Below are 21,386 nucleotides of genomic sequence, written 5' to 3'. Positions count from 1 at the left end.
GGCCCGGCGGGTCACTCGCGCCCGGCCCCGCCGATCACCTCCCGCAGGGAGTCGGTGGCCCGGCGGGTGCGGCCCAGCCGGTCGAGATGTTCCAGCAGGGGGATCGTCACCCGGCGGGTGGAGTTCAGCGCCTGCCTGGCCTGCGCCGCGGTGAACGGCTGCGGCAGCGCCGCGAGGATCTCCACCGCCCGATCGGCGCAACCGGGTGCCAGGACGACGCCCGGCGCGATCCGCACCAGCCGGCCGGCGGTCTCGGCCGCCGCCAGGTCCGGGGGCCGCAGTCCGAGCTCTGCCAGGCGCTCGGCCGTCGGCGCCGCGAACGGCTCCCGCTCCAGCTCTCCGGTGAGCGCCTCCAGCGCGCGGGCGACCCCCGGGGGCGGTTCGGGCGCCGCCGCGCTCAGCCGTCCCCGTACCCGGGACAGCCCCGTACCGGCGGCCAGCAGGTCCACCAGGGAACGCTCCGGCAGATCCAGCGCCCGCCGGGCGGCCTCCGCCGGCAGCCCGGGGTCGTGCGGACGCTCCGCGGCCCGTGCCGTCACGACCCGCACGAGCCGGTCCCGCAGGGCGTCCCAGTGCCCGGGGTCGGCCAGCCAGTCCCCCGCCGCCGTCGCGGACTCCGGTGGTTCGGCGCCCATCGCGACGAGTTCGGCGCGCCGTACCAGACCGCGCCGCCGCAGTTCCGCCGCCCCGTCCGGCACACCGTCCATGCTCCGCAGTTCGTCCGCCCGGGCCGCGGCCGCGCCCCGCCGCCGCAGCTCGGGCGGGCGGACGTCGAGCACGGTGACGCCCCACACCCGGCGGCTGCCGGGGTCGCGCAGCAGCGCGCGGTCGCCGATGCGCAGGGGCAGCGCCCGCGCCAGGGTGATCCTGACGGTGTCGTCGCCCAGACGCCTGACCCGGGCCGGTACGGCCGCCGCCCCCAGGTGCCAGACCGCCTGCCGCGGGGGGAGATCCGGCGCGGCCCCGCGGTGCCGGGCCTCCTGCCGCCACGTCCCGCCGGGGGGACGCAACCGCACGTCCACCACCGTGGAGGACAGCCAGCGGTCCGGGGCGACCAGCGCCGTCCCGCGCCGGATCCCGGAGGCGGCCGCGCCGCGGAGGTTGACCGCGACCCGCGCCGGGCCCGAGACCGCCTCGCGCGGAGCCCGCAGGCTGTGCAGCCCCCGGACCCGGACCGGCTCGCCGTCGGCCAGGAGGGTGTCGCCGACCCGGATGGCCCCCTCCCCCAGGGTCGCGGTGGCCACGGTCCCCCTGCCCTCGGCGGTGAACACCCGGTCGGCCCAGATCCGCGTGCCGGCCCCGGGGTCGGGCTCCGGCATCGCCGCGGCCAGCTCGGCCAGCGCGGCGCGCAGCCGCGGCAGCCCCTCGCCGCCGACCGCGCTGACCGCCGTCGCCGGCACGCCTTCGAGGCCGGTGCCGGCCAGCCTCTCCCGTGCCTCGGCCAGCGCGCGGTCCGGGCCGGCCAGGTCGCAGCGGGTGACGACGAGCAGGCCGTGACGGATGCCGAGGGCGTCGACGATGTCGAGGTGTTCCTGTGTCTGCACGCGCCAGCCCTCGTCGGCCGCGACGACGAGCATCACCGCCGGGACCGGGCCCACGCCGGCGAGCATGTTGGTGATGAACCGCTCGTGGCCCGGCACGTCGACGAAGGCCGTGTCACCGGTCCACACGAACCCGAGGTCGATGGTCAGTCCCCTGCGGCGCTCCTCCTCCCACCGGTCGGGCTCCATCCCGGTCAGCGCCCGCAGCAGCGTGGACTTGCCGTGGTCCACGTGCCCCGCGGTGGCGATCACCCGCATGCGGCGACCACCGCGGCGAACAGCTCGTCGTCGCCCGGCTCGGCCACGGTTCTCAGGTCCAGCAGGCACCGGCCGTGCTCGACCCGGCCGAGCACGGCCGGGTCGCCCTCGCGCAGCGGCCCCGCCAGCGCCGCGTCGAGTGCGACGGCCGCACTGGCCAGCGTGACCCCGGGGGCGCTCCCGCCGCCGGCCGTGGCCTCGCTGTCCACGGCGTGCGCGGGGATTCCGGCGTCCGTGAGCCGGGCCGCCAGCGCCCGCGCCCGCCGCCGCAGGCGTACGGGATCGGCGTGCAGGGCGTCGGTGACGGGATGGCCCCCTGTAGCGGAGGTGGCGGTGGAGGCCGCGAGGGCGGCGAGCGTGGCCTCCAGCGCGGCGAGGGTGAGCTTGTCCACCCGCAGCGCCCGGGCCAGCGGGTGCCGGCGCAGCCGTTCGACCAGGTCCGCCCGCCCCAGGATCAGGCCGCACTGCGGGCCGCCGAGGAGCTTGTCCCCGCTCGCGGTCACCAGGTCGGCGCCCTCCTTCAGCCAGGTCGCCGCGTCGGGTTCGCCCGGCAGCAGGGGTTCCGGGCGCAGCAGGCCGGAACCGGCGTCGGCCACCAGCGGCAGGCCCGCCTCCCGGCAGACGCCGGCGAGCTCCGCGATGCCGGGCGTGCCGGTGAAGCCCTCGATCCGGTAGTTGGACGGGTGCACCTTCAGCACGAAACCGGTGTCCGGGCCGATGGCCGCGGCGTAGTCGTCCACGCTCGTGCGGTTGGTCGTGCCCACCTCGCGCAGCCGCGCGCCGGTTGAGACCAGGAGGTCGGGCAGGCGGAAGCCGTCGCCTATCTCGACCATCTCCCCCCGGCTGATGACGATCTCCCTGCCCCCGGCGAACGCGGTGGCGGCCAGGACCAGCGCCGCGGCGTTGTTGTTGACCAGGTGGACGCCCCCGGCCGCGGGCACCGCGGCCGCCAGCGCCGCCAGCGCCGTACGCCCGCGCCGCCCTCTGCGGCCGGTGGCCAGGTCGAGTTCGACGTCGGTGGCGCCCGCGGCGACCGCCAGCGCCTCGACCGCCGCGGCGGGCAGCGGAGCCCGGCCCAGGTTCGTGTGCAGCAGGACCCCGGTGGCGTTGACGACCCTGCGCGGGCCCGCCCAGGACAGTGCGGCCAGGGCCGTCGCCGGCACGTCCCCGGGGGCGATCACCCCCTCGCGGGCCAGCCGCTGCGCCTCGTTGACGGCCGCCTTCACCCGCGCACGCCCGAGTTTCGTGAGCGGCGCGGTGAAATCCGGATCCGCCAGGACCGCGTCCGTGCGCGGGATGAGCCGCCGTATGTCGGTCATGTGATCAATTATCGGAGTTTTCCCACCGGATCGCGGATCTCGGCCGCCCCGGGGAGGGCCGGAAAAAATCTCGGGGGCCGCTGTAACAAACCCCGCCCGCGGCCCCTCTTATCTGACGAACCGACACGATGAGAAAGGCACCACCCAGATGAGCGACTTCGCCTTCACCACCACCGACTACGTCGACTACGACGGCGACGGCGGCACCGACGCCCAGCTCATCGACACCGACGGCGACCACGTGGCCGACGAGGAGCGCTACGACACCGACGGCGACGGCGTCACCGACGTGGTCTACCTCGACCACAACGGCGACGGCTACGCCGACGAGGTCCGCGTCGACCTCAACGGCGACGGCGTCTCCGACTACACCGAGTACGCCGGCCCCTTCCCCACCGCCTGACCGTGATCAGGCCGAGCCGGTGGGAGCGGGCGCCCGGAGGCGGGCGAGCTGGCGATCGTGCAGGCGGCTGAACACCAGCAGTGAGGTGATCGCGCCGATGAGGGCGCAGGCCATGTCCCACTGGGTGTCCCACTGGTCGCCCTGCACGGCCAGGAAGGCGTCGGCGGCCTCTCCCGCGGCCAGCGCCGACCACCACTCCAGCATCTCGAAGAACGCGCTGAAGGCCAGGCACACGCAGACCGTCAGCGGCGCCAGCCAGGCGCTGCCGCGCAGCGGCGAGGTCCGCACCAGCACCTCGCGCATCAGGATGGCGGGCACGAAGCCCTGGAACAGATGGCCGATGCGGTCATAGGGGTTGCGCGACAGCTCCAGCACGTCCTGCAGCCAGTGGCCCAGAGGGACCCGGGCGTAGGTGTGGTGCCCGCCGACGATCAGCACCAGCGCGTGCAGGGCCAGCAGGCAGCACGTCAGCGAGGTCAGCGGGAAGCGCCGCCAGAGCACCGCCAGCAGCGGCAGCCCGGCGAGCACCCAGAAGACCTCGAGCACCCAGGTGAACCGGTCGTACGGCCGCAGCCCCGAGACCACCAAGGCGAGGAGCACCAGCACGGCCAGCACCACGGGCAGCCGCCGTACGGCAGACGCACGGGTCATCGCTCAACCTCCCGGACGTCGGATGACGGTACGGTACGGCACCGCGAGCCGATCATCACGCACCACCGCCTGCGGCGGGGGGACGGCTGGCTAGAATCCTGATTCCAGAACCTGGATCCGCTTTGGAGGCCGGTATGCCGGACGTCATCGACAGGTTCTACACCGCCGCCCGGCAGGGTGACGGTGCCGGGATCCTGGCCCTGCTCCACCCGGAGTTCGAGGCGCGCACCGCGCCCGGCCTGCCGTGCGGCGCCGGCGGCGTGTTCCACGGGCCGCGTGAGGCGCTCACCCGCGTCTGGGGCGCGATCTTCGCCGAGTACGACACGGCCCCGTACGCCGAGAGCAGGCACGAGACCACCGACGGCACGACCGTCGTCACCGGGACATACCGCGGCACGGCGCGGGCCAGCGGACGCGCCTACGAGGCCGAGTTCGTCCACCTGTGGCGGGTCACCGACGGCCGGATCTCCTGGCTGCACCAGTACACCGACACGGCGCGCTGGCACGAGGCCCTGACCGGCCGGTGAGCCGAGCCGGTCCCGGCCGGCCCTCCTGCGTGCGATCGTTGCTTCGTCCCCCCGGCACACCAGGAGGTTCCATGACCCAGCAGGACTCCCGTACCGCCGTCGTCACCGGCGCGGCGCGGGGCATCGGCGCCGCGACCGCCAGGCGGCTGGCCCGCGACGGCTTCGCCGTGGCCGTCCTCGACCTGGACGCCGACGCCTGCGCGCCGGTCGTCGAGGAGATCGTCTCCGCGGGCGGGCGGGCGCTGGCCGTCGGCGCGGACGTCTCCGACGAGCGGTCCGTGACCGAGGCGGTGGCGCGCGTGACCGGCGAGCTCGGCGCGCCGGCCGTACTGGTCAACAACGCCGGCATCATCCGCGACAACCTGCTGTTCAAGATGAGCACCGACGACTGGGACGCGGTCATGGGGGTGCACCTGCGCGGGGCGTTCCTGATGAGCCGGGCCGTCCAGAAGTTCATGACCGAGGCCCGCTGGGGCCGGATCGTCAACCTGTCCAGCACCTCGGCGCTGGGCAACCGCGGCCAGGCCAACTACGCCGCCGCCAAGGCGGGCCTGCAGGGCTTCACCAAGACCCTCGCCCTGGAACTGGGCAAGTTCGGCGTCACCGTCAACGCCATCGCCCCCGGCTTCATCGAGACCGAGATGACCGCCGCCACCGCCGAGCGCCTGGGCGTGCCGTTCGAGGACTTCAAGAAGGCCGCCGCCGGCCAGATCCCGGTGCAGCGGACCGGCCGTCCCGAGGACGTCGCACACACCGTGTCGTTCTTCGTCAGCGAGGGCGCCGGGTTCGTCTCCGGCCAGGTCATCTACGTGGCCGGAGGCCCGCGCGCCTGACCGCGGCCCCGCATCGCCCCCTCCCGCGCCCGGTCACGACGGGCCGGGCGCGACGGGCCGGGCGCGAAAGGAGCACGTGCGCGCGGGCGCACGTCCTCGCCGTCGCCCGCGAGCTGGGATACCCGGGTCCGGACGCGGCGGCGCGTTCGCTGCGGACGCGGTGCACCGGGCCGTCATCGACGGCGCCGTCGCGGACGCCCCCCGACGACGAGCACGCCCGCGTGCTGCGCGAGGACGGCACCGCCGTCCCCGGCCTGTACGCCGCGGGCAACACCACCGCCTCGGTCATGGGCCGCACCTATCCGGGCCCCGGCTCGACCGTCGGCCCCGCCGTCGTCTTCGGTTATCGCGCCGCGCGACACGCCGCGGCCCGGTGACCCCGCACGGCCCGGGAGAGCGCGATCAGGCCTCGATCCCGTGGCGGAGCAGCTTCCACATCCGATCGGTGGTCTCGGTGCGCTCGGACGCCGGAAGGTTGGACAGCAGGACGGCCACCATGCCGACGGCCAGGACCAGGTCCTCGGCCGTGATGTCCGCGCGGACGCGGCCGGTGCGCCGGGCCTCGGGAAGCACGCTCTCCAGCACCCGCGCGACCCGGTCGCGCACCTCGACGATGCGGGGGTCGGGGCGCGGTGGCACGCTGACCATGGTGATGAACGCGGTCGAGGCGACGGTCTGCTCGGTGATCAGGTTCAGCACGTCGTCGAGCGTGGTGCCGGGCCGGGCGGCCAGCGCCTCCAGGTCGGCGACGCTGTCCTCGAACACCGCCAGCGCGAGGCTGACCCGGTCGGGGAAGTGCCGGTAGAGGCTGCCCTGCCCCACCCCGGCCGCCCGCGCGACCTCGGTGAGCGGGGCGTTGTATCCGACGGTGGCGAAGGCCTCACGGGCCGCCGTGATCAGCGCCGCCCGGTTCTCCGCCGCGGCACGCGGTCCTCTGTTGGGTCGACGCACGGCAGTCACGGCGGCTATGTTAACAACCGGACGGTATCGTCCGGTTGCCCGGCGGGCGGCAGCGCCCCGACCGAAAGGACCACTTCGTGACCTCCTTCGACACCAAGGTCTGCCTCGTCACCGGCGCGGGCTCGGGCATCGGCCGGGCGATGGCCCTGGCCTTCGCCAAGGCCGGCGCCCGCGTCGTGGCCTGCGACATCGACGCCGGGAGCGCCGGGCGCACCGCCGCCGAGATCGGGGACGCGGCCGTCGCCGCCGCCGCGGACATCGCCGACGAGGCGTCGGTGGCCGCGCTGGTGGAGACCGCGATCGAGTCCTTCGGCCGCGTCGACGTGCTGTGCAACAACGCCGGGATCATGGACACCATGGCGCTGCCCGCCGGCATCACCGTCGAGCAGTGGGAGCGGGTGCTGCGCGTCAACCTGACCGGGACCTTCCTGGTCACCCACGCGGTGCTGCCGCACATGCTGAGCCAGGGCGGCGGCGCGATCGTCAACACCGCCTCCGAGGCCGGCATCCGCGGCGGCGCGGCCGGGGCCGCCTACACCGCCTCCAAGCACGGCGTGGTCGGCCTGACCAAGAGCGTGGCCTGGGCGTACGCCAAGGACGGCATCCGCTGCAACGCCATCCTGCCCGGCCCGACCATCACCAACATCGCCGACGGCGCCGCCTTCGACCCGGCCGGCGCCGCCCGGCTGGGCCCGGTGCTCGCCCTCGGCGAGCGCCTGGCCCAGCCCGAGCAGATGGCCGAGGCCGCCCTCTTCCTCGCCTCCGACGCCGCCTCCTTCGTCAACGGCGCCATCATGCCGGTGGACGGCGGCTGGTCGGCGGCCTGACGACCGGCCGGGCGCCTGACCGGGCACACCGACCGGGCACACCGACCGGGCGCACCGGCACCGGGCCACCGGTCCGCCCGGCCGTACCGCCGCACGGGCTCAGGGGTGGTCGTGGACCAGGTCGTAGGCGGCCTGGGCGAAGGCCCGCACCCGGGCGGTGGCCGCGTCCGCCCGCCACAGCAGTCCCCACTCCAGGGGCGGGGCGTCGTCGAAGGGGACGTAGACGACATCGGGGCGGGCGTAGTAGCGCCTGGCCTGGGCGCCCACCGGGAAGACGCCCTGTCCGGCGCCGACGAGCGTGAGGATCTCCTGGAAGGTCTCGCCCGCGGGACCGGCCGCGACCGGCCGTCCCGACGGGGTCCGCGGCGGGGTGTACGCGGCGCGGAAGGCTTCGGGCAGCGTGTCCGGCAGCCGGAGCACCGTGACGCCCGCCAGGTCGTCGAGCGAGACCGACGCCCGGCGGGCGAAGGGATGCCCCGGCGGTACGGCCAGCATGCGCGCCTCCCGCACCAGCACCGGCCCGCTGACGATGCCCGGTGCGGGCATCGGGACGTGGGCCAGGACGAGATCCACCTCGCCGTCCCGCAGCCACGGCACGACCTGCCCGAGCTGCGCCTCCCGGATCCGGACCGCGCAGCCGGGCCACCGGTCCCGCATCAGCCCGCTCGCGCCGGCCAGCAGCTGGCCCGCCGCCGCGCCGATGAAGGCGGCCTCCAGCGTGCCGGTGATCCCCCGGCCGGCGTCGACGGCCCGTTCGAACGCGACGCCGATCCGGGTCCAGGCGGGCCGTACCTCCTCATACAGCTGACGCCCCACCGCCGACAGCTCCACCCGGCGGCTGGTGCGGTCGAACAGCGGGACGCCGACGCGCCGCTCCAGCTTGGCGATCGTCTGGCTGATCCGGGAGGTGGACACGTGCAGCCGCTCGGCGGTCCGGCCGAAGTGCAGCTCCTCGGCCAGGGTCAGGAACGCCTCCAGCTCGTGCCTGTCGAACATGCCACCTCCATCGTTGAGCGAGGCTTCACGATCCTTGCACGGACGCCCGTTGATCACGGACGCGGCCGGGACGAGGGTGGAGGGACTCGAAGACCCATCTGACATGCGCGGGAGTCATCATGCACAGGATCGACGTCGAGACCGTCGCCCGGGAGCTCAGGGACCGTACGGAGATCGTCGACGCGCTGTACCGTTTCGGGCTCGGCCAGGACCTCGGGGACCGGCACCTGTTCGCCTCGGCCTTCGCCGCCGACGCCGAGCTGGACTTCCGTCCCGCCGCCGCCAGGTGGGGGTCCGAACCGCCGGTGATGACGGGGCGGGAGACGATCGTCTCCACCATCCTGGACCTGTTCGCCGGACGGGTCGCCACCACCCACCAGGTCACCAACCCGCGCGTCGTGATCGAGGGCGACACCGCCCGGCTCACCGCGCTGGTCGAGGCGCAGCACCTGCTGACCGCCGACCACGGCACGCACGCCCTGCTGAAGAACCTCTACGACGCCGGTCTCGTCCGCGACGGCGACCACTGGGTCATCCGCCGCCTGCGCATCGAGAACGTCTGGTTCACCGGCGACCCCACCGCGATCTTCAACTCTCCCGGCTGAGCGGCCGGTCCCCGGGGCGCCCCGCTGCCGGCGCGGCCGGACGGCCGCCTACCCGCTGAGACGATCGACGGCGAAGGCCAGCAGGAACCCGACGGAGGTGATGAGCCCGGTGAAGGCGTGGGTGCGCTCGAACGCCTCGGGGATCATCGTGTCGGCGATCATGGCGAGGACGGCGCCGGCGGCGACGGCGGTGATGACCGCGACGGTGACCGGCGAGGCGTCCCGGAGGGCGACGTAGCCGACGACGGCCGCCAGCGCGCTCGCCAGCGCGATCCCGCCCCAGACGCCGAAGACGTACCGGGCCCCGCGCCCGGCCCGTTTCATGCCCGCGGCGCTGGACAGCCCCTCCGGGAGGTTGGAGATGAAGACGGCGGCCAGGAACGCGACGCCGACGCCCTCGCCGTTCAGCAGCGACAGGCCCAGCACCACCGACTCGGGAACCCCGTCGAGCAGGGCGCCGACGGCGATGGCCAGGCCGCTCCCTCCGACGCCGCTCTCGCTCGCCTGCTGGTCGCCGGAGCGCTTGCGGTGCCGGGCGCCGTGGCGGGCGAGCACGATGTCGGCCGCGACGTACGTCCCGGCCCCGGCCAGGAAGCCGATCGCCGTCGGGCCCAGCCCTCCCGTGCGCTCGGCCTCGTCGACCAGGTCGAACGCCAGCGCCGAGATCAGCACTCCGGCGCCGAAGGCCATGATCCCGGCGACCACGCGGGCCGGCACGTTCACCAGCCAGGCGATCCCGGCTCCGAGGACCAGGGCCCCACCGGCGACGAGGCCCCACAGTCCCGCCTGCAGCCACTGAGGCACAGCGGTCTCCCCACTTTCACGGCACTGCCGTCACGGCCGCCGTGTCAGCGCCCGCCGTCGCCCCCTTCCTTCCCCTCCCGCCGCGTCCCTCACAGCGGCACCCCTCACAGCGGCACCCCTCACAACAACGTCCCGCCGGAGACCTCGAATCCGGTGAGGGCGCGGTCGATCCGGGCGAGGGTGTCGCCGTGCAGGGCGAAGCCGGCCGCCGCCGCGTTCTCCCGGATGTGGGCGGGGGTGCGGCTGCCGGGGATCGCCACGACGTGCTCGTCCTGGTGGAGCAGCCAGGCCAGCGCGAGCTGGGCCGGGGTGATCCCCAGGTCGACCGCCAGATCCCGGATCGGGGCGTAGCGGTCGTTGTTGGCCGAGAGGTTCCCGGCGGAGAAGCGCGGCGCGTTGTGCCGGAAGTCGCCCTCCCCCAGGGACCGCACGGACCCGGTGAGGAACCCGTTGCCCAGCGGGCTCCAGGCGACGACGCCCACGCCCAGCTCGCGGGCCGCGGCCAGCAGCCCGGCGTCGACCGGCCGCCACATCGACCACTCGTTCTGCACCGCCGTGATCGGGTGCACCGCGTGCGCCCGGCGCAGTTGCTCCGCGGTCACGTTGGACAGCCCGAGATGCCTGACCAGGCCGTCGTCCACCAGTGCGGCCATCGCCCCGACGGTCTCCTCGATCGGCACGCCGGGGTCCGGATAGTGCGCGTAGTACAGGTCGATCGCGTCGATCCCCAGGTTGGCCAGGCTCCGCTCCGCGTAGCGGCGCACCAGCCGCGCCTCGCCGTTCACCCTGAGCTCGCCGAAGGAGTAGCCGACGGGGAAGGACCTGGCGCCCTCCCCCTCCGGTACGGCCAGGCCGAACTTCGTCGCGACGACCACCTCCTCCCGCCGCCCCTTGACCGCCCGGCCGACCAGGCGCTCGTTGTGCCCGTCCGCGCCGTAGGCGTCGCTGGTGTCCACGTGGACGGCGCCCGCGTCGAGCGCCGCATTGATCGCCCGTTCGGCGCGGTCGTCGTCGATGTCGCCGTACATGCCCGGCGAGAGCACCATGGCGCCGAATCCGATCGCAGGGACCTTCAAGTTCCCGAGTTCGCGTGTCCTCATGTCCTCGATCATGTGACCCGTACGGCCTTGCCGTCCAAGACCCCTTGCGATAACCAATGGTTATGGATGTGCACCTGCGCGAGCTGCGGTACTTCGTCGCCGTGGCCGAGGAGCTCAACGTCACGCGCGCCGCCCGGCGGCTGTTCGTCTCGCAGCCCGCGCTCTCCAAGCAGCTCGGGGCGCTGGAGCGGCAGCTCGGCTTCCCGCTCTTCACCCGGGTGCACGGCGGGATGGTGCTCACCGATCAGGGGCGGGCGCTGCTGCCCTCCGCCCGCGAGCTGCTGGAGCGGTGGAGCGCCGGGATCGAGGCCGCGCGGGCGGCCGCGCCCAGCGGGACCCTGGTCGTCGGCATGCAGACCGCCGTCGGCAGGGGGATCCAGCAGGACGCCCTGCGGAGGTTCCGGGCGGCCATGCCGGGATGGGAGATCTCCCTGAGGCTGGTCGGCTGGACCGACCCGAGCGGGGGTCTGGCCGACGGCACCTCCGACGTGGCCTTCGTCTGGCTGCCCGCGGCGCCCGGCCTGCGGGCCCGGGTGCTGTCCGTCGAGCGCAGGCTCGTCGCCCTGCCCGAGTCCCACCCGCTGGCAGGCAGTCGGGAGCTGTCCTTCGGCGAGCTGCGGGACGAGCCGTTCATCGCGTTGCCGGTGGAGGCCGGGCCGCTGCGGGACTTCTGGCTGGCGCGGGAGGCCAGGGACGACGATCCGGTGATCGGGGCCACGACCGGCACCGCGGACGAGACCTTCGAGGCGATCACCAGCGGCCTCGGCGTGGCGCTGATCGCCGAGGGCAACGCCTCCCTCTACACGCGGCCGGGTGTGGTGTACCGGCCGGTGCGCGGGCTGGCGCCGGCCGAGCTGGCCATCGCCTGGCGGCGGGACGACCGCCGCCCCCAGGTCCGGGCCTTCCTGGACGCCCTCCCCGCGGCCGGCGCCCTGCCGTGACCGGCCTCCGCCGTAGCCGGTGGTTGCGGACACGGGTCCCGGACGCCCGAGGTCACCACGTCCGAGGCCGCCACGCCTGAGATCGTCATGTCCGAGGTCGTTACGTCTGAGGAGTCCCGGTTCCCACGCCGTCGCCCGCGCCGGACCCCGGTGCGGCCTCCCGCACCGCGCCGGGGTCCGCCGCGGCCTCCCGCCCCCGCCGGAGCAGGCGGAACAGGTCGATCGCCATGGCCGTCACCGGCACGGCCAGGATCACCCCGGCCAGCCCCGCGACGATGCCCGCCGCCACGGTGACGAGCAGGACGATCAGCGGGTGGATCTCCAGGGCCGAGCCGAACACGAACGGCGCGATCATGTTCTGCAGGCTGCCGTTCGCCAGGATCACGATGAGCAGCATCCACAGCGCGGTGCCGGTGCCGCCCGAGCCGAGGGCGATGAGCACGGCGAAGGCGCCGGAGATGAACGCGCCGAGATAGGGGATGTAGGCCCCCATGAAGGTCGCCAGGGCGATCGCCCCGACGACCGGGAGCTGCAGGATCAGCCCGCCGGCGGCCACCAGCACGGTGTTCACCAGGGCGATGAGGGTGACGCCCAGGAGATAGCGGCGGACGAGCACGGCCGAACGGCCCGCCGCCTCGTGGCCGAGGGCGGAGGGCAGCGGGAGCGTCCGCACCACCGCGGACTCCATGATCTCGGCGTCCTTGAGCAGGAAGAACATGATGTAGAGGCCGAGGACGACGCCGAGGACGACCTCCATCACGGCGGCCGCGCCGCCGGCCAGGCCGGAGACCAGCCCGGTCACCACCGCGGGCGCCGTCTTGACGACGGCCTCCTTGACGGAGGTCACCTGATCCTGGTCGAGCCCCAGACCGGCGGCGACCTCCCGCAGATGGGCGACGGCCCGCTCGAGCACGGTGCCGATCTCGCCGGCCTGGCCGTACAGGCTGACGGCCAGGACCACGACGCACAGCAGGACCAGCCCGATGAAGGCCAGGCAGCACAGGACCGCCACGATCGACCGCGGGATCCGCCCGGCCGCGATCCGGTCGACGAGGGGGAGGAAGACGACGGCGAGGGCGGCGGCCACGAGGAGCGGCATGAGCAGCGACCGCAGCACGAACATCAGGAACAGGACGATCGCGCAGGCCGTCACCAGCCCGGTGAACTGCCAGCCGGCCGTCCCCAGCGCACGCATCCGCGCCGGCGCCCCCGGCCGCGAGGCGATCACGCGGCCTTCCCCGATGCCGTCCCCGTGGTCGCCGGTCTCATCGAAACTCCCGGATGGTGCGCCGCGGGATCGACGATCCGGTCCCTCCCTGCTCCGAGGATCCTCTCGCCGGGCCCTCGTGCGTATCACCCCGCGCGGGTGACCGGGCGCGCCGCCCCGCTCCGGGGGTGACCGGGTGTGCCGCCCCGGCTCCCGCCGGTGACCCCGCCCGCCGCCGCGAGGGGCCCCGGCCCGGCCGCGAGGCGTCCCAGGTGCTCCCGGGACAGCACCTATCCATTGATACGGCGCTGTCCGTTGTCCCGTCGCCACCGGCCTCTCATCCGCCCCCGTCCTCGTGACCTTGGACGGAGCTCACACCTTCCGGGTGAGGGAGGGATCTCACCCGGGTGAAATCGCCCGCGGGTGATGTCGCATCACCCGCGCGGAACGGAATGTCGAGGCGAGGGCGCTTGGGCGAGGATAGGGGTCGGTGATGGTTCCGAGGACGCTATCAGACCGGCGGGACGCGATGGTGGTCAACTCCAAGGTCGTCGTTCCGGAGCAACCGCCGTGGACGGTCTGCCGGACCCGGATCGTGGAACGCCTGCGCCGGGGGGCGGGAGGCTCGCTCACCGTCGTCACCGGTCCGCCGGGGGCGGGCAAGACCTCGGCCGTGGTCTCCTGGGCCACCGCCGACAGGAGTCCCGGGCCGATCGCCTGGGTCACGCTGGACCCGGAGGACGTGCAGCCCGAGACCTTCTGGCCGCTGGTGGCCATGGCTCTCTACCACGCGGGGATCAACGTCTCCTGGGAGGCGATGGACTGGGGCAGGGCCCCCGGCGAGCTGGCCCTGGACGTCTCCGCCCACGGCAGGCCCGTCATCCTCGTACTCGACAACCTGCACATGTCCCACAACTCGGAGGTGAGCAGGGGTCTGACCTCCCTGCTGGAGAGCGCGCGTCCGTGGCTGCGGCTGGTGGTGACCGCGCGGCGGGACCCGGCCCTGCCGCTGCACCGCTACCGCCTGGCCGGGCAGCTCACCGAGGTGCGGGTGGGACACCTGGCCTTCGCGGAGCGGGAGGCCGAGCCGCTGCTGGCCCAGCACGGGGTCCGGCTCGCACCGGCGCCTCTGCGGGCACTGGTACGGCGCACCGAGGGCTGGGCGGCGGGCCTGCGCCTGGCCGCGATATCGCTGGAGGGCCACCCGGACCCGGACGGCTTCGTCGCCCAGTTCGCCGGCGACGACAAATCCGTCGTCGCCTACCTGATCGAGGAGGTGCTCGACGCCCGTCCCGATGACCAGCGGCGCCTGCTGCTCGTCACGAGCGTCCCCGACCGGGTCAACTCGGAGCTGGCGGCCGAGCTCGGCGGGGTGGACGTGGGGAGGTCGTTCGCCGAGGTGGTGCAGGACAATCCGTTCGCCACCCAGCTCGACCACGGCTGGTACCGGTACCACCCGATGTTCGCCGAGGCGCTGCGCCTGATCCTGCGGCACGAGGCGCCCGGCGACGTCGCATCGCTGAACCTGCGCGCCGCGGCCTGGTTCGCACGCAAGGGCCTCCTCCTGGACGCCGTACGGCACGCCGTACGGGCCGACGACTGGGCTTACGCCTCCCGGCTCGTCATCGGCCGGACGGCGGTGGGCCGGCTGCTCGGGCTGCGGCCCGACCGCCTGCTCGTGGACGCCCTGCGCGGGATGCCGGACCACGTGACGCGGACGGAGGCCGAGCCGGGCCTCGTCGCGGCCGCCGTCGCCCGCGCGGGCGGCGACGACGCCTCCTGCGCCCGCGCTCTGCGCACCGCGACCGAGCTGATCGCGCGGTTGCCCGCCGCGCGGGCCCTGCCCGCCCGCCTGGCCGCCGGCATGATCCGGCTGACCGACCCGGGCCCGGACGACGCGGAACGGGTCCGGGCCGTCACCGAGGTCGAGAACCTCCTGCGGCGGCTCCCGGCCCGATCGCTCGACGACCATCCCGAGGTCCGCGCCCTGGTCCTGGCCTCCCGCGGCCGGATAGAGCTGGGGGAGGGGCGTACGGCCGAGGCCGCCGACGCGTTCGGCTCGGCCCTGACGTTCGCGCTGGAGACCGACGGGGAGTTCCTGCGCCGGCACTGCCTGGGGCATCTGGCGCTCACCGAGTGCCTGCGCAGCAGGTTCGTCCGCGCCACCGAGCTGGCCGCGCGGGCGGAGCAGCTCCCGGAGGTGTGCCCCGCGCCCGCCCGCCGCCGCGTCGCCGCCGCGCACCTCGCCTCCGCCGCGGTGGCCCTGCAGCACGTCGAGCTGCCGCGGGCCAGGCATGAGCTGGCCAGGGCGCGGGTGGCCCTGGAGGAGTTCCCCGACGCCGTGATGTCAGGGATGAGCGCCCTGATCACCGCGGAGGTGGACCTGGTGGAGGGCCTCCCCCGGCGGGCGCTGGAGACCGTGCGCGGCACCGTCGGCGGGCCGGCGTGGCTGGAGCGCCGGCTGACGCTCGCCGAGGCCGACGCCCACACGCTGATGGGAGAGCCCGCCGCGGCGCGCGAGGCCGCCGAGCGCGTCGGGGAGCCGGGCGACCCGCTGTCCGCGGTGGTCCTCGCACGCGCCTGGATCGGCGCCGGGGACATGGTGACGGCCGCGAAGATCGTGCACGAGGCGCTGGCCGAACCCGGGGCGATCCCCGCCGACGTGCGCGTGGACGCCTGGCTGCTGGACGCCTACCTCTCCTACCGGTTCACCGACCCCTCCCGGGGCCGCCGCTCCCTCGACCGCGCCCTGCGCCTGGGCGACCGCGACCAGCTGCTGCTGCCGTTCGTGCGGTCGAGGGCCTGGCTGCAGCCCCTGTTCCGGCACGACCCCGACCTCGTCCGGCCGTACCTGCGCCTCCTGGAGCTCCTGCGCTTCCAGCCCGGTACGGTCCCGGCCTCCGCCGAGTCCGCGGTCTACGGGCAGTTGAGCGCGCGCGAGCTGGACGTCCTGCGGCACCTGTCGAAGATGATGACCACCGAGGAGATCGCCTCCCAGATGTACGTGTCGGTCAACACCGTCAAGACACACCTGAAGAGCATCTACCGCAAGCTCGCCGTCACCAGGCGCGGAGAGGCGGTGCGCCGGGCAAAACACCTCTCCCTGGTATGAGACCTGGCCTGAGATCCGAGCCGGGGTCCGAGCCGGGATCCCGGCCGCGGGGCCCGGCCGGTAGCGGCCCCCGCGGGAGGCGGGATGCCGCTACCGGCCGGGCCCCCTCAAGGGCGCTCCCCTGAGAGGGGCAGCCGGCGGATCTCGACGAGTTCCAGGCCCAGTGTCTGAATACGCTCCAAGAGCGCGTAGAGGGCGGCCTGATCGAGGTCGTCTCCCCGCACGACGGTCTCCACCGGGTTCAGGGTCACCTTCAGACCTTCGAAGAGGGACTGGAACGACTCCCCGACCCGGCCTCGGATTCTGATCTCGTAGCCGCGCGAGACAGCCGCACCGGAATCAGGCTCGCTGTTCACGCTCGCTCTCCCTTCCCCTGCCGCGGAACCCCGTGGGAGGTTCACCTTCGAGTCAGCCGGGTGAAACCCGTCGCCGCATCCTTCGCAGGGGGTGATAGAGCCCACGGACATGCTCCGGCCGGTACGGAGCCGGGGATGCGTGTTTGACTGCCTTGTCCCCGCGGAGAAGACTTCTTTGCACTGACGCCGCTACGGAGAACCGAAATGCGCAGGTGGTTCCGCGAGACAGATCGAAAGAAGCAGGACCTGCACGAGCCCGGCCATCTCTCACCCTCATCACTCGCCTCGTTCGTCGACATACGCACCAACGCTCCCCCGCCCCGTCCCGAGTGGATCCACCGTTCTGATCTGATCCGGACGCTGAACGGCGCCCGGAGCGCCCGGCTGGTCCTCGTCTCGGCGCCGGCCGGATTCGGCAAGTCGGCGCTCGTCACCGAATGGCGTGCCTCGGCCGGGCAGGACCGGCCGTTCGCCTGGGTCACCCTCGACCGGAGCGCGAACGCGGCCGACGCGCTGTGGCGGGCCGTCGAGACCGCGATACGTGAGGCGATCCCGGAGCTGGACGGCGACTGGCCGGAGATCGCGCCGCAGGACCAGGCGCTCGACGCCGACGAGCTGCCGCTGCTCCGCCTCCTCGGCGTGCTGACCGCCCACCGCCGGCCGTGCGTCCTCGTGCTGGACGACTTCCACACCCTGGACGACCCCCTGCGCCGCCGGCAGGTCGAGACGTTCACCGACCATCTGCCGGCCGGCGTCCAGCTCGTCATCGTCACCCGCGCCGAGCCCGCGCTCCCGCTCGCCCGTTATCGCGCCGCCGACGACATCCTGGAACTGCGCACGGACGACCTGCGCTTCACGAAGGAGGAGGCCGCCCGGCTCGTCCACCGGCTCGCCGGCGTCCGGCTCCACGACTCCGTCCTCGACCACCTGCTCGACGGCACCGAGGGCTGGCCCGCCGCCCTGCACATGGCGGCGCTGTCACTGCGGACCGCGGCCGACCCCGCCGCGTTCGTCGCCGACTTCACCGGCACCTACCGCACCGTCACCGACTATCTGGAGGAGGAGGTGGTCGGGTCGCTCAGCGCCGAGCTGCACCGGTTCCTGCTGTGCGTCTCCGTCCTCGACCGGTTCACCGCGGCGTTGTGCGACGCCGTGGCCGGCACCTCCGACGCCGCCGGGCTGCTCCAGGAGCTGGAGCGGGCGAACGCGTTCCTCGTCCCCCTCGACGGCCATCGCTACGAGTACCGCCTGCACCGCCTGTTCCGGCAGGCCCTCCTGGGCGAGCTGGCCCGCACCGAACCCGACCTCGTCCCGGCACTGCACCGGCGCGCGAGCGAGTGGTACGGCGGGCGGAACCAGACCCACGACGCGATCGAGCACGCGCTGGCGGGCGAGGACGAGGAGCGGGCGCTGCGGCTGTTCCAGGCGCACTGGGCCGAGTACGTCAACGCCGGGCACCTGGCGATCGTCCAGGGGTGGATGCGGTCGATCGGCGCGGCACGGACCGGCGGCGATCCCGTGACGGCCGTCTGCGCGGCCTGGGTCTCCGCCCTGTCCGGCGACCGCCTGGCGGCCCGGCACTGGCTGCACGTCGCCGAGAGCCTCCCGCACCGGGGACCGCTCCCCGACGGCTCGCCCTCGGTGCGCTTCTCGGTCTGCCTGGTCCGCGCGGTGTTCGGATTCGACGGCGTGCCGGACATGCTCGGCGCGGCCCGGGAGGCCGTGGCCCTCGAACCCGACCCGACGGCGCAGTGGCACTCGGCCGCCCGCACAGCGCTCGGCTACGGCCTCTACCTGAGCGGGGACGGAGAGGCCGCGCTGCGCCCCCTGGAGCAGGCGGCGCAGAACACGGCGGCCTGGCCGATCTTCCGGATCCTCGCCCTGGCCGTCCTGTCGCTCACGCTGGGCGGCCTCGGCCGCTTCGCGGAGGCCGAGGAACCGGCCAGGGTGGCCTACGACCTCACCGAGGCCTGGCAACTAACCGAGTCGCCCACGGTGTCACCGGCCTCCGACGCCCTCGGTGCCGTGCTCGCCCGCGAGGGGCGGCCCCTGGAGGCCAGGAGGCTGCTGGAGCACGCCCTCGACGTCCGCAGGAGAGTCGTCGGCCTCACGCCCTGGCCGACTCTGAGCCTGCTGATCAGGCTCGCCCGGGTCGCCTCCGGCTCCGGTGACCGGGCGGCCGCGCGCGGGTTCGTCGACCAGGCGGAGCACCTCCTGGCGGCCGAGCCGGACAGCGGCGAGCACCTGCGCGCCGAGGTCTCCCGGATCCGCCGCATGACCGACGCCGCGCGGCCCGCCGTCCCGCTGGGACCGCTGACCCCGCGCGAGCTGGCCGTGCTGCGGCTGCTGCAGGGAGACCTGTCCGTGCGCGAGATCGGGCAGGAGCTCTTCCTCTCGGCCAACACCGTCAAGACCCATACCCGTTCGATCTACCGCAAGCTCGGCGTCACCTCCCGCCATGACGCCGTCCACCACGCCCACCGGCTGGGACTGCTGTAGGGGCCCGCCGGGGCCTCCGCGGAAGACGCGCCCGGAGCGGGGACTGTCACCCGGAAGGTGTGAAGACTCCCGGCCGCCCCGCGGCCAGCATCCTGTCCGAGCAGGACCGCTGCGCCGACTGGTCCGGGAGGCCGCCATGCCCGGGGACGAACAGCACACCCGCCCCACCGAGCCGACGGAGACCGGCCCGCCGCGGACGGCCGGGCCCGACTCCCCCGTCCCGCCCGGGACGGTCGCGGCCGCCCCGCCTCCTCCGTCCGGCACATCCGGGACGGCCCAGGCCGATCCGCCTCCCTCCTCCGGCACGCCCGGCGCCTCCGGGGCAGGCGCGCCTCCCCCGGTCCAGCCGCCCGGGACGGCGGAGGCGGAACTGGAGCGCCTGCGCGCCGAGGTGGCCGAGCTGCGGGGTCAGCTCGTCGTCCGTAGAGAACGGCGCCGGCGGGGCTTCGCCGTACGGCGCACCGTCGCCGCGATCCTGGCCGCCCTGGCCGGGCTCGGCCTGGTGGCCTCCCTCATCGGGCTCTGGGGCGGGCGCACGGTGCTCAACACCGATCGCTGGGTGGCGACGGTGGGGACCCTCCCTGAGCATCCCGAGGTCACCAACGCGGTGGCGACCTATCTCACCGACGAGGTCTTCAGCGCCCTGAACGTGGAGCAGCGGCTGGCCGAGGTGCTGCCGCCCCGGGCGACCTTCCTCGCCGGGCCGGTGACCGGCGCCGTGCACGGCTACACCAGGGACCTCGTCGCCAAGTTCATGGCGTCCGAGCAGTTCCGGGCCCTGTGGGTCACCGCGAACCGGTTCGCGCACGCGCGGATCGTCGCGATCGCCGAGGGCACCAGTCCGTCGGTCTCCGTCGAGGGCAGCACGGTCACGCTCAACCTGCTGCCCGTCGTGAACAACCTCCTGGTCACCATCGAGAACCAGCTGCCCACCATCTTCGGCAAGGAGATCGACCTGCCGACGCTCAGCTCCGGTGAGATCCCGCCCGGACTGCACCAGCGCATCGAGACCGCGCTCGGCGTGTCGCTGCCCGCCGACTTCGCCCAGATCACGCTCTACGACCGGCCCATGCTCGGCCAGATCCAGCAGACCGTCGTGACGGTCAAGCGCTTCCTCGTGCTCCTGGTCGCCGGGACCCTGCTCGCGCTCGTCCTCGCGCTGTGGATCTCGCCCCACCGCCGGCGCACGCTGCTGCAGCTGGGGATGTGGACGGCGATCTCCGCGGTCGTCCTGTCCAGCGCGCTGCGGGCCGTACGGGACCAGCTGCTCGGGCTCGTCCCCGAGGGGATGTACCGCCAGGCTGTGTCCGTGGCGGTGTACGACATCTTCTCCGACCTGCGGGTGTGGGGGCTGTGGGCGCTGTGGACGGGTGTCGCGGTCGCGGTCCTGTGCTATCTCGTCGGTCCGGGGCGCTTCCCGGTCGCGCTTCGCCGCTACGTGGCGGCCGGGGCCCGCGCCGTGGCGGGGAAGGCCCGCTCGGTCGGCACCGACGTCCGGCTCAGGACGTGGATCGCGCGCCACCTGGACGTGCTGCGGGTCGGCGGGGTCATCGTGGCCGCCGTCGTCGCGCTGCTGTTCTCCTCGTGGACGGCGCTGCTCGTGATCGCCGTCGTCCTGGTGGGCTACGAGGTGCTCGTCACCCTGCTCGCCCGCGGCGTCGAGGTGCCGCCGCCGGACGCGGAACCGCCCGCGGACGCCGCCCCGCCGGTGACGACCGGCCGGCCTCAGGTCATCCCCGGCGGGTGATGGCCGCCCCCCTCCCGCGTGGCACGGTGCCGGTAAGGACGGCACGGCAGCGAGAAGGGCCTGCCGACGCGAGCGACACGCAGAGGAGAGGGCGGACATGGCCATCGGACCTGTGCAGCTCGTCGTGCTGGGGTTCAACCATCCCGAGTTCCACGGCGAGATCATCGGCGAACTGGAGCGGTTGCGGCAGAGCGACACGGTACGGGTGATCGACGCGCTCGCCGTCTACAAGGACAAGGCGGGTGACATCGAGGTCGAGCACCTGAGCAACATCACCACCGACGAGGCGATCGAGCTGGGCAGCGCGATCGGCGCTCTGATCGGTATCGGCATCGAGGGCGACAAGGAGGGCGCCGTGGCCGGCGCGGTCGCCGGCGCCGAGAAGGTCGCGCAGGAGGGCCTGCACGTGTTCACCGGGGAGGATGCCTGGGACGTGATCGAGGACATCCCGAACGACTCCGCGGCCGCGCTCATCCTGCTGGAGCACCACTGGGCGGTGCCGCTGCGGGACGCGGTGTTCCGCGCGGGCGGCTTCCGCATCAGCGACGCCTTCATCAGCCCGCTCGACCTCGTCGCGCTCGGCATGTACACGGCCGAGGAGGCCAGGCAGCTCCACGAGATGGAGACGGCCGCCGCCGCCAAGAAGTGACCGCAGGACTCACAGAGGGAGGTACAGCGATGTTCGGAGCCCGGAGAGTCG

Annotated in this window: 20 protein-coding genes; 11 read left to right on the top strand and 9 right to left on the bottom strand. The window is 74.1% G+C overall.

From position 1 onward, the window contains the following. Window positions 1-11: 11 nt before the first annotated feature. Window positions 12-1,799 carry a SelB domain-containing protein gene (locus tag Pta02_RS02070; protein WP_203872909.1) on the bottom strand — a complete coding sequence of 596 codons (1,788 nt, stop codon included), beginning with the start codon at window positions 1,797-1,799 and terminating at the stop codon, window positions 12-14. Beyond that, window positions 1,790-3,118, bottom strand: a complete 1,329-nt coding sequence (gene selA / locus Pta02_RS02065) for an L-seryl-tRNA(Sec) selenium transferase (RefSeq protein WP_203872908.1) — start codon at window positions 3,116-3,118, stop codon at window positions 1,790-1,792. The genes Pta02_RS02070 and selA overlap by 10 nt, the downstream gene beginning before the upstream one ends. Before the next feature lie 148 nt (window positions 3,119-3,266). On the opposite strand from selA, the gene Pta02_RS02060 reads away from it, so the two are divergent. Further along, entirely contained in the window at window positions 3,267-3,521 is a 255-nt protein-coding gene (locus tag Pta02_RS02060; RefSeq protein ID WP_203872907.1) for a hypothetical protein, read from the top strand. A 6-nt stretch (window positions 3,522-3,527) separates the two neighbouring features. Here the strand turns inward: Pta02_RS02060 and Pta02_RS02055 are convergent, their stop codons facing one another. Further along, window positions 3,528-4,172 carry a DUF2238 domain-containing protein gene (locus Pta02_RS02055; RefSeq protein WP_203872906.1) on the bottom strand — a complete coding sequence of 215 codons (645 nt, stop codon included), beginning with the start codon at window positions 4,170-4,172 and terminating at the stop codon, window positions 3,528-3,530. A gap of 134 nt (window positions 4,173-4,306) precedes the next feature. Here Pta02_RS02055 and Pta02_RS02050 point away from each other — a divergent pair, with 134 nt between their 5' ends. The 3 genes from Pta02_RS02050 to Pta02_RS42160 all read left to right on the top strand — a co-directional run bounded on the left by Pta02_RS02050 (window position 4,307) and on the right by Pta02_RS42160 (window position 5,909). After that, complete coding sequence (locus Pta02_RS02050; protein ID WP_203872905.1) at window positions 4,307-4,699, top strand: nuclear transport factor 2 family protein; 393 nt, start codon at window positions 4,307-4,309, stop codon at window positions 4,697-4,699. A gap of 71 nt (window positions 4,700-4,770) precedes the next feature. Further along, window positions 4,771-5,532 (top strand): 3-oxoacyl-ACP reductase FabG, encoded by a 762-nt coding sequence (gene fabG / locus Pta02_RS02045; RefSeq protein ID WP_203872904.1) that lies wholly within the window; start codon window positions 4,771-4,773, stop codon window positions 5,530-5,532. Then, window positions 5,529-5,909 (top strand): FAD-binding protein, encoded by a 381-nt coding sequence (locus Pta02_RS42160; protein ID WP_307837439.1) that lies wholly within the window; start codon window positions 5,529-5,531, stop codon window positions 5,907-5,909. The genes fabG and Pta02_RS42160 overlap by 4 nt, the downstream gene beginning before the upstream one ends. Before the next feature lie 25 nt (window positions 5,910-5,934). On the opposite strand, the gene Pta02_RS02035 is transcribed toward Pta02_RS42160, so the two are convergent. Beyond that, entirely contained in the window at window positions 5,935-6,492 is a 558-nt protein-coding gene (locus Pta02_RS02035; RefSeq protein WP_203872903.1) for a TetR/AcrR family transcriptional regulator, read from the bottom strand. A 77-nt stretch (window positions 6,493-6,569) separates the two neighbouring features. On the opposite strand from Pta02_RS02035, the gene Pta02_RS02030 reads away from it, so the two are divergent. Beyond that, entirely contained in the window at window positions 6,570-7,319 is a 750-nt protein-coding gene (locus Pta02_RS02030; protein WP_203872902.1) for an SDR family NAD(P)-dependent oxidoreductase, read from the top strand. Between the two features lie 99 nt (window positions 7,320-7,418). On the opposite strand, the gene Pta02_RS02025 is transcribed toward Pta02_RS02030, so the two are convergent. After that, window positions 7,419-8,315 (bottom strand): LysR family transcriptional regulator, encoded by an 897-nt coding sequence (locus Pta02_RS02025; protein ID WP_203872901.1) that lies wholly within the window; start codon window positions 8,313-8,315, stop codon window positions 7,419-7,421. A 119-nt stretch (window positions 8,316-8,434) separates the two neighbouring features. On the opposite strand from Pta02_RS02025, the gene Pta02_RS02020 reads away from it, so the two are divergent. Continuing rightward, entirely contained in the window at window positions 8,435-8,920 is a 486-nt protein-coding gene (locus Pta02_RS02020) for a nuclear transport factor 2 family protein (protein ID WP_203872900.1), read from the top strand. Between the two features lie 48 nt (window positions 8,921-8,968). On the opposite strand, the gene Pta02_RS02015 is transcribed toward Pta02_RS02020, so the two are convergent. Both Pta02_RS02015 and Pta02_RS02010 read right to left on the bottom strand, forming a co-directional pair. Next, the gene (locus Pta02_RS02015) at window positions 8,969-9,724 is read right to left on the bottom strand and encodes a ZIP family metal transporter (RefSeq protein WP_203872899.1); all 756 of its coding nucleotides are present in this window, start codon (window positions 9,722-9,724) and stop codon (window positions 8,969-8,971) included. A 119-nt stretch (window positions 9,725-9,843) separates the two neighbouring features. Next, window positions 9,844-10,824, bottom strand: a complete 981-nt coding sequence (locus tag Pta02_RS02010; RefSeq protein WP_203872898.1) for an aldo/keto reductase — start codon at window positions 10,822-10,824, stop codon at window positions 9,844-9,846. A gap of 62 nt (window positions 10,825-10,886) precedes the next feature. On the opposite strand from Pta02_RS02010, the gene Pta02_RS02005 reads away from it, so the two are divergent. Further along, complete coding sequence (locus Pta02_RS02005) at window positions 10,887-11,765, top strand: LysR family transcriptional regulator (protein ID WP_275423546.1); 879 nt, start codon at window positions 10,887-10,889, stop codon at window positions 11,763-11,765. A gap of 100 nt (window positions 11,766-11,865) precedes the next feature. Here Pta02_RS02005 and Pta02_RS02000 read toward each other — a convergent pair whose 3' ends face one another. Beyond that, window positions 11,866-12,993 carry an AI-2E family transporter gene (locus Pta02_RS02000; protein WP_203872896.1) on the bottom strand — a complete coding sequence of 376 codons (1,128 nt, stop codon included), beginning with the start codon at window positions 12,991-12,993 and terminating at the stop codon, window positions 11,866-11,868. Between the two features lie 472 nt (window positions 12,994-13,465). Between Pta02_RS02000 and Pta02_RS01995 the strand changes: the two genes are divergently transcribed. After that, on the top strand, window positions 13,466-16,084 hold the full coding sequence (locus tag Pta02_RS01995) for a winged helix-turn-helix domain-containing protein (RefSeq protein WP_239129347.1): 2,619 nt from the start codon (window positions 13,466-13,468) through the stop codon (window positions 16,082-16,084). A gap of 107 nt (window positions 16,085-16,191) precedes the next feature. Here Pta02_RS01995 and Pta02_RS01990 read toward each other — a convergent pair whose 3' ends face one another. Next, window positions 16,192-16,440 carry a DUF8691 family protein gene (locus Pta02_RS01990; RefSeq protein ID WP_203872894.1) on the bottom strand — a complete coding sequence of 83 codons (249 nt, stop codon included), beginning with the start codon at window positions 16,438-16,440 and terminating at the stop codon, window positions 16,192-16,194. Window positions 16,441-16,644: 204 nt separating this feature from the next. On the opposite strand from Pta02_RS01990, the gene Pta02_RS01985 reads away from it, so the two are divergent. The 3 genes from Pta02_RS01985 to Pta02_RS01975 all read left to right on the top strand — a co-directional run bounded on the left by Pta02_RS01985 (window position 16,645) and on the right by Pta02_RS01975 (window position 21,335). Then, the gene (locus Pta02_RS01985) at window positions 16,645-18,939 is read left to right on the top strand and encodes a winged helix-turn-helix domain-containing protein (RefSeq protein WP_203872893.1); all 2,295 of its coding nucleotides are present in this window, start codon (window positions 16,645-16,647) and stop codon (window positions 18,937-18,939) included. Between the two features lie 136 nt (window positions 18,940-19,075). Beyond that, complete coding sequence (locus tag Pta02_RS01980) at window positions 19,076-20,686, top strand: hypothetical protein (RefSeq protein ID WP_203872892.1); 1,611 nt, start codon at window positions 19,076-19,078, stop codon at window positions 20,684-20,686. 97 nt (window positions 20,687-20,783) lie between these two features. Then, a complete protein-coding gene (locus Pta02_RS01975) occupies window positions 20,784-21,335 on the top strand; it encodes a hypothetical protein (protein WP_203872891.1) in 552 nt (183 codons plus the stop codon). Window positions 21,336-21,386 lie beyond the last annotated feature (51 nt).

The sequence above is a fragment of the Paraplanobispora takensis genome, from assembly GCF_016863195.1.
In the GTDB taxonomy this organism is placed as follows: domain Bacteria; phylum Actinomycetota; class Actinomycetes; order Streptosporangiales; family Streptosporangiaceae; genus Planobispora; species Planobispora takensis.
This window is presented reverse-complemented; position numbering and strand designations above follow the sequence as displayed.

Coding starts and splice junctions, on each gene's coding strand:
- Pta02_RS02070 (WP_203872909.1), bottom strand. CDS start 1,799: ATGCGGGTGATCGCCACCGCGGGGCACGTGGACCACGGCAAGTCCACG.
- selA (WP_203872908.1), bottom strand. CDS start 3,118: ATGACCGACATACGGCGGCTCATCCCGCGCACGGACGCGGTCCTGGCG.
- Pta02_RS02060 (WP_203872907.1), top strand. CDS start 3,267: ATGAGCGACTTCGCCTTCACCACCACCGACTACGTCGACTACGACGGC.
- Pta02_RS02055 (WP_203872906.1), bottom strand. CDS start 4,172: ATGACCCGTGCGTCTGCCGTACGGCGGCTGCCCGTGGTGCTGGCCGTG.
- Pta02_RS02050 (WP_203872905.1), top strand. CDS start 4,307: ATGCCGGACGTCATCGACAGGTTCTACACCGCCGCCCGGCAGGGTGAC.
- fabG (WP_203872904.1), top strand. CDS start 4,771: ATGACCCAGCAGGACTCCCGTACCGCCGTCGTCACCGGCGCGGCGCGG.
- Pta02_RS02025 (WP_203872901.1), bottom strand. CDS start 8,315: ATGTTCGACAGGCACGAGCTGGAGGCGTTCCTGACCCTGGCCGAGGAG.
- Pta02_RS02020 (WP_203872900.1), top strand. CDS start 8,435: ATGCACAGGATCGACGTCGAGACCGTCGCCCGGGAGCTCAGGGACCGT.
- Pta02_RS02010 (WP_203872898.1), bottom strand. CDS start 10,824: ATGAGGACACGCGAACTCGGGAACTTGAAGGTCCCTGCGATCGGATTC.
- Pta02_RS02005 (WP_275423546.1), top strand. CDS start 10,887: ATGGATGTGCACCTGCGCGAGCTGCGGTACTTCGTCGCCGTGGCCGAG.
- Pta02_RS01995 (WP_239129347.1), top strand. CDS start 13,466: ATGGTTCCGAGGACGCTATCAGACCGGCGGGACGCGATGGTGGTCAAC.
- Pta02_RS01985 (WP_203872893.1), top strand. CDS start 16,645: ATGCGCAGGTGGTTCCGCGAGACAGATCGAAAGAAGCAGGACCTGCAC.
- Pta02_RS01980 (WP_203872892.1), top strand. CDS start 19,076: ATGCCCGGGGACGAACAGCACACCCGCCCCACCGAGCCGACGGAGACC.
- Pta02_RS01975 (WP_203872891.1), top strand. CDS start 20,784: ATGGCCATCGGACCTGTGCAGCTCGTCGTGCTGGGGTTCAACCATCCC.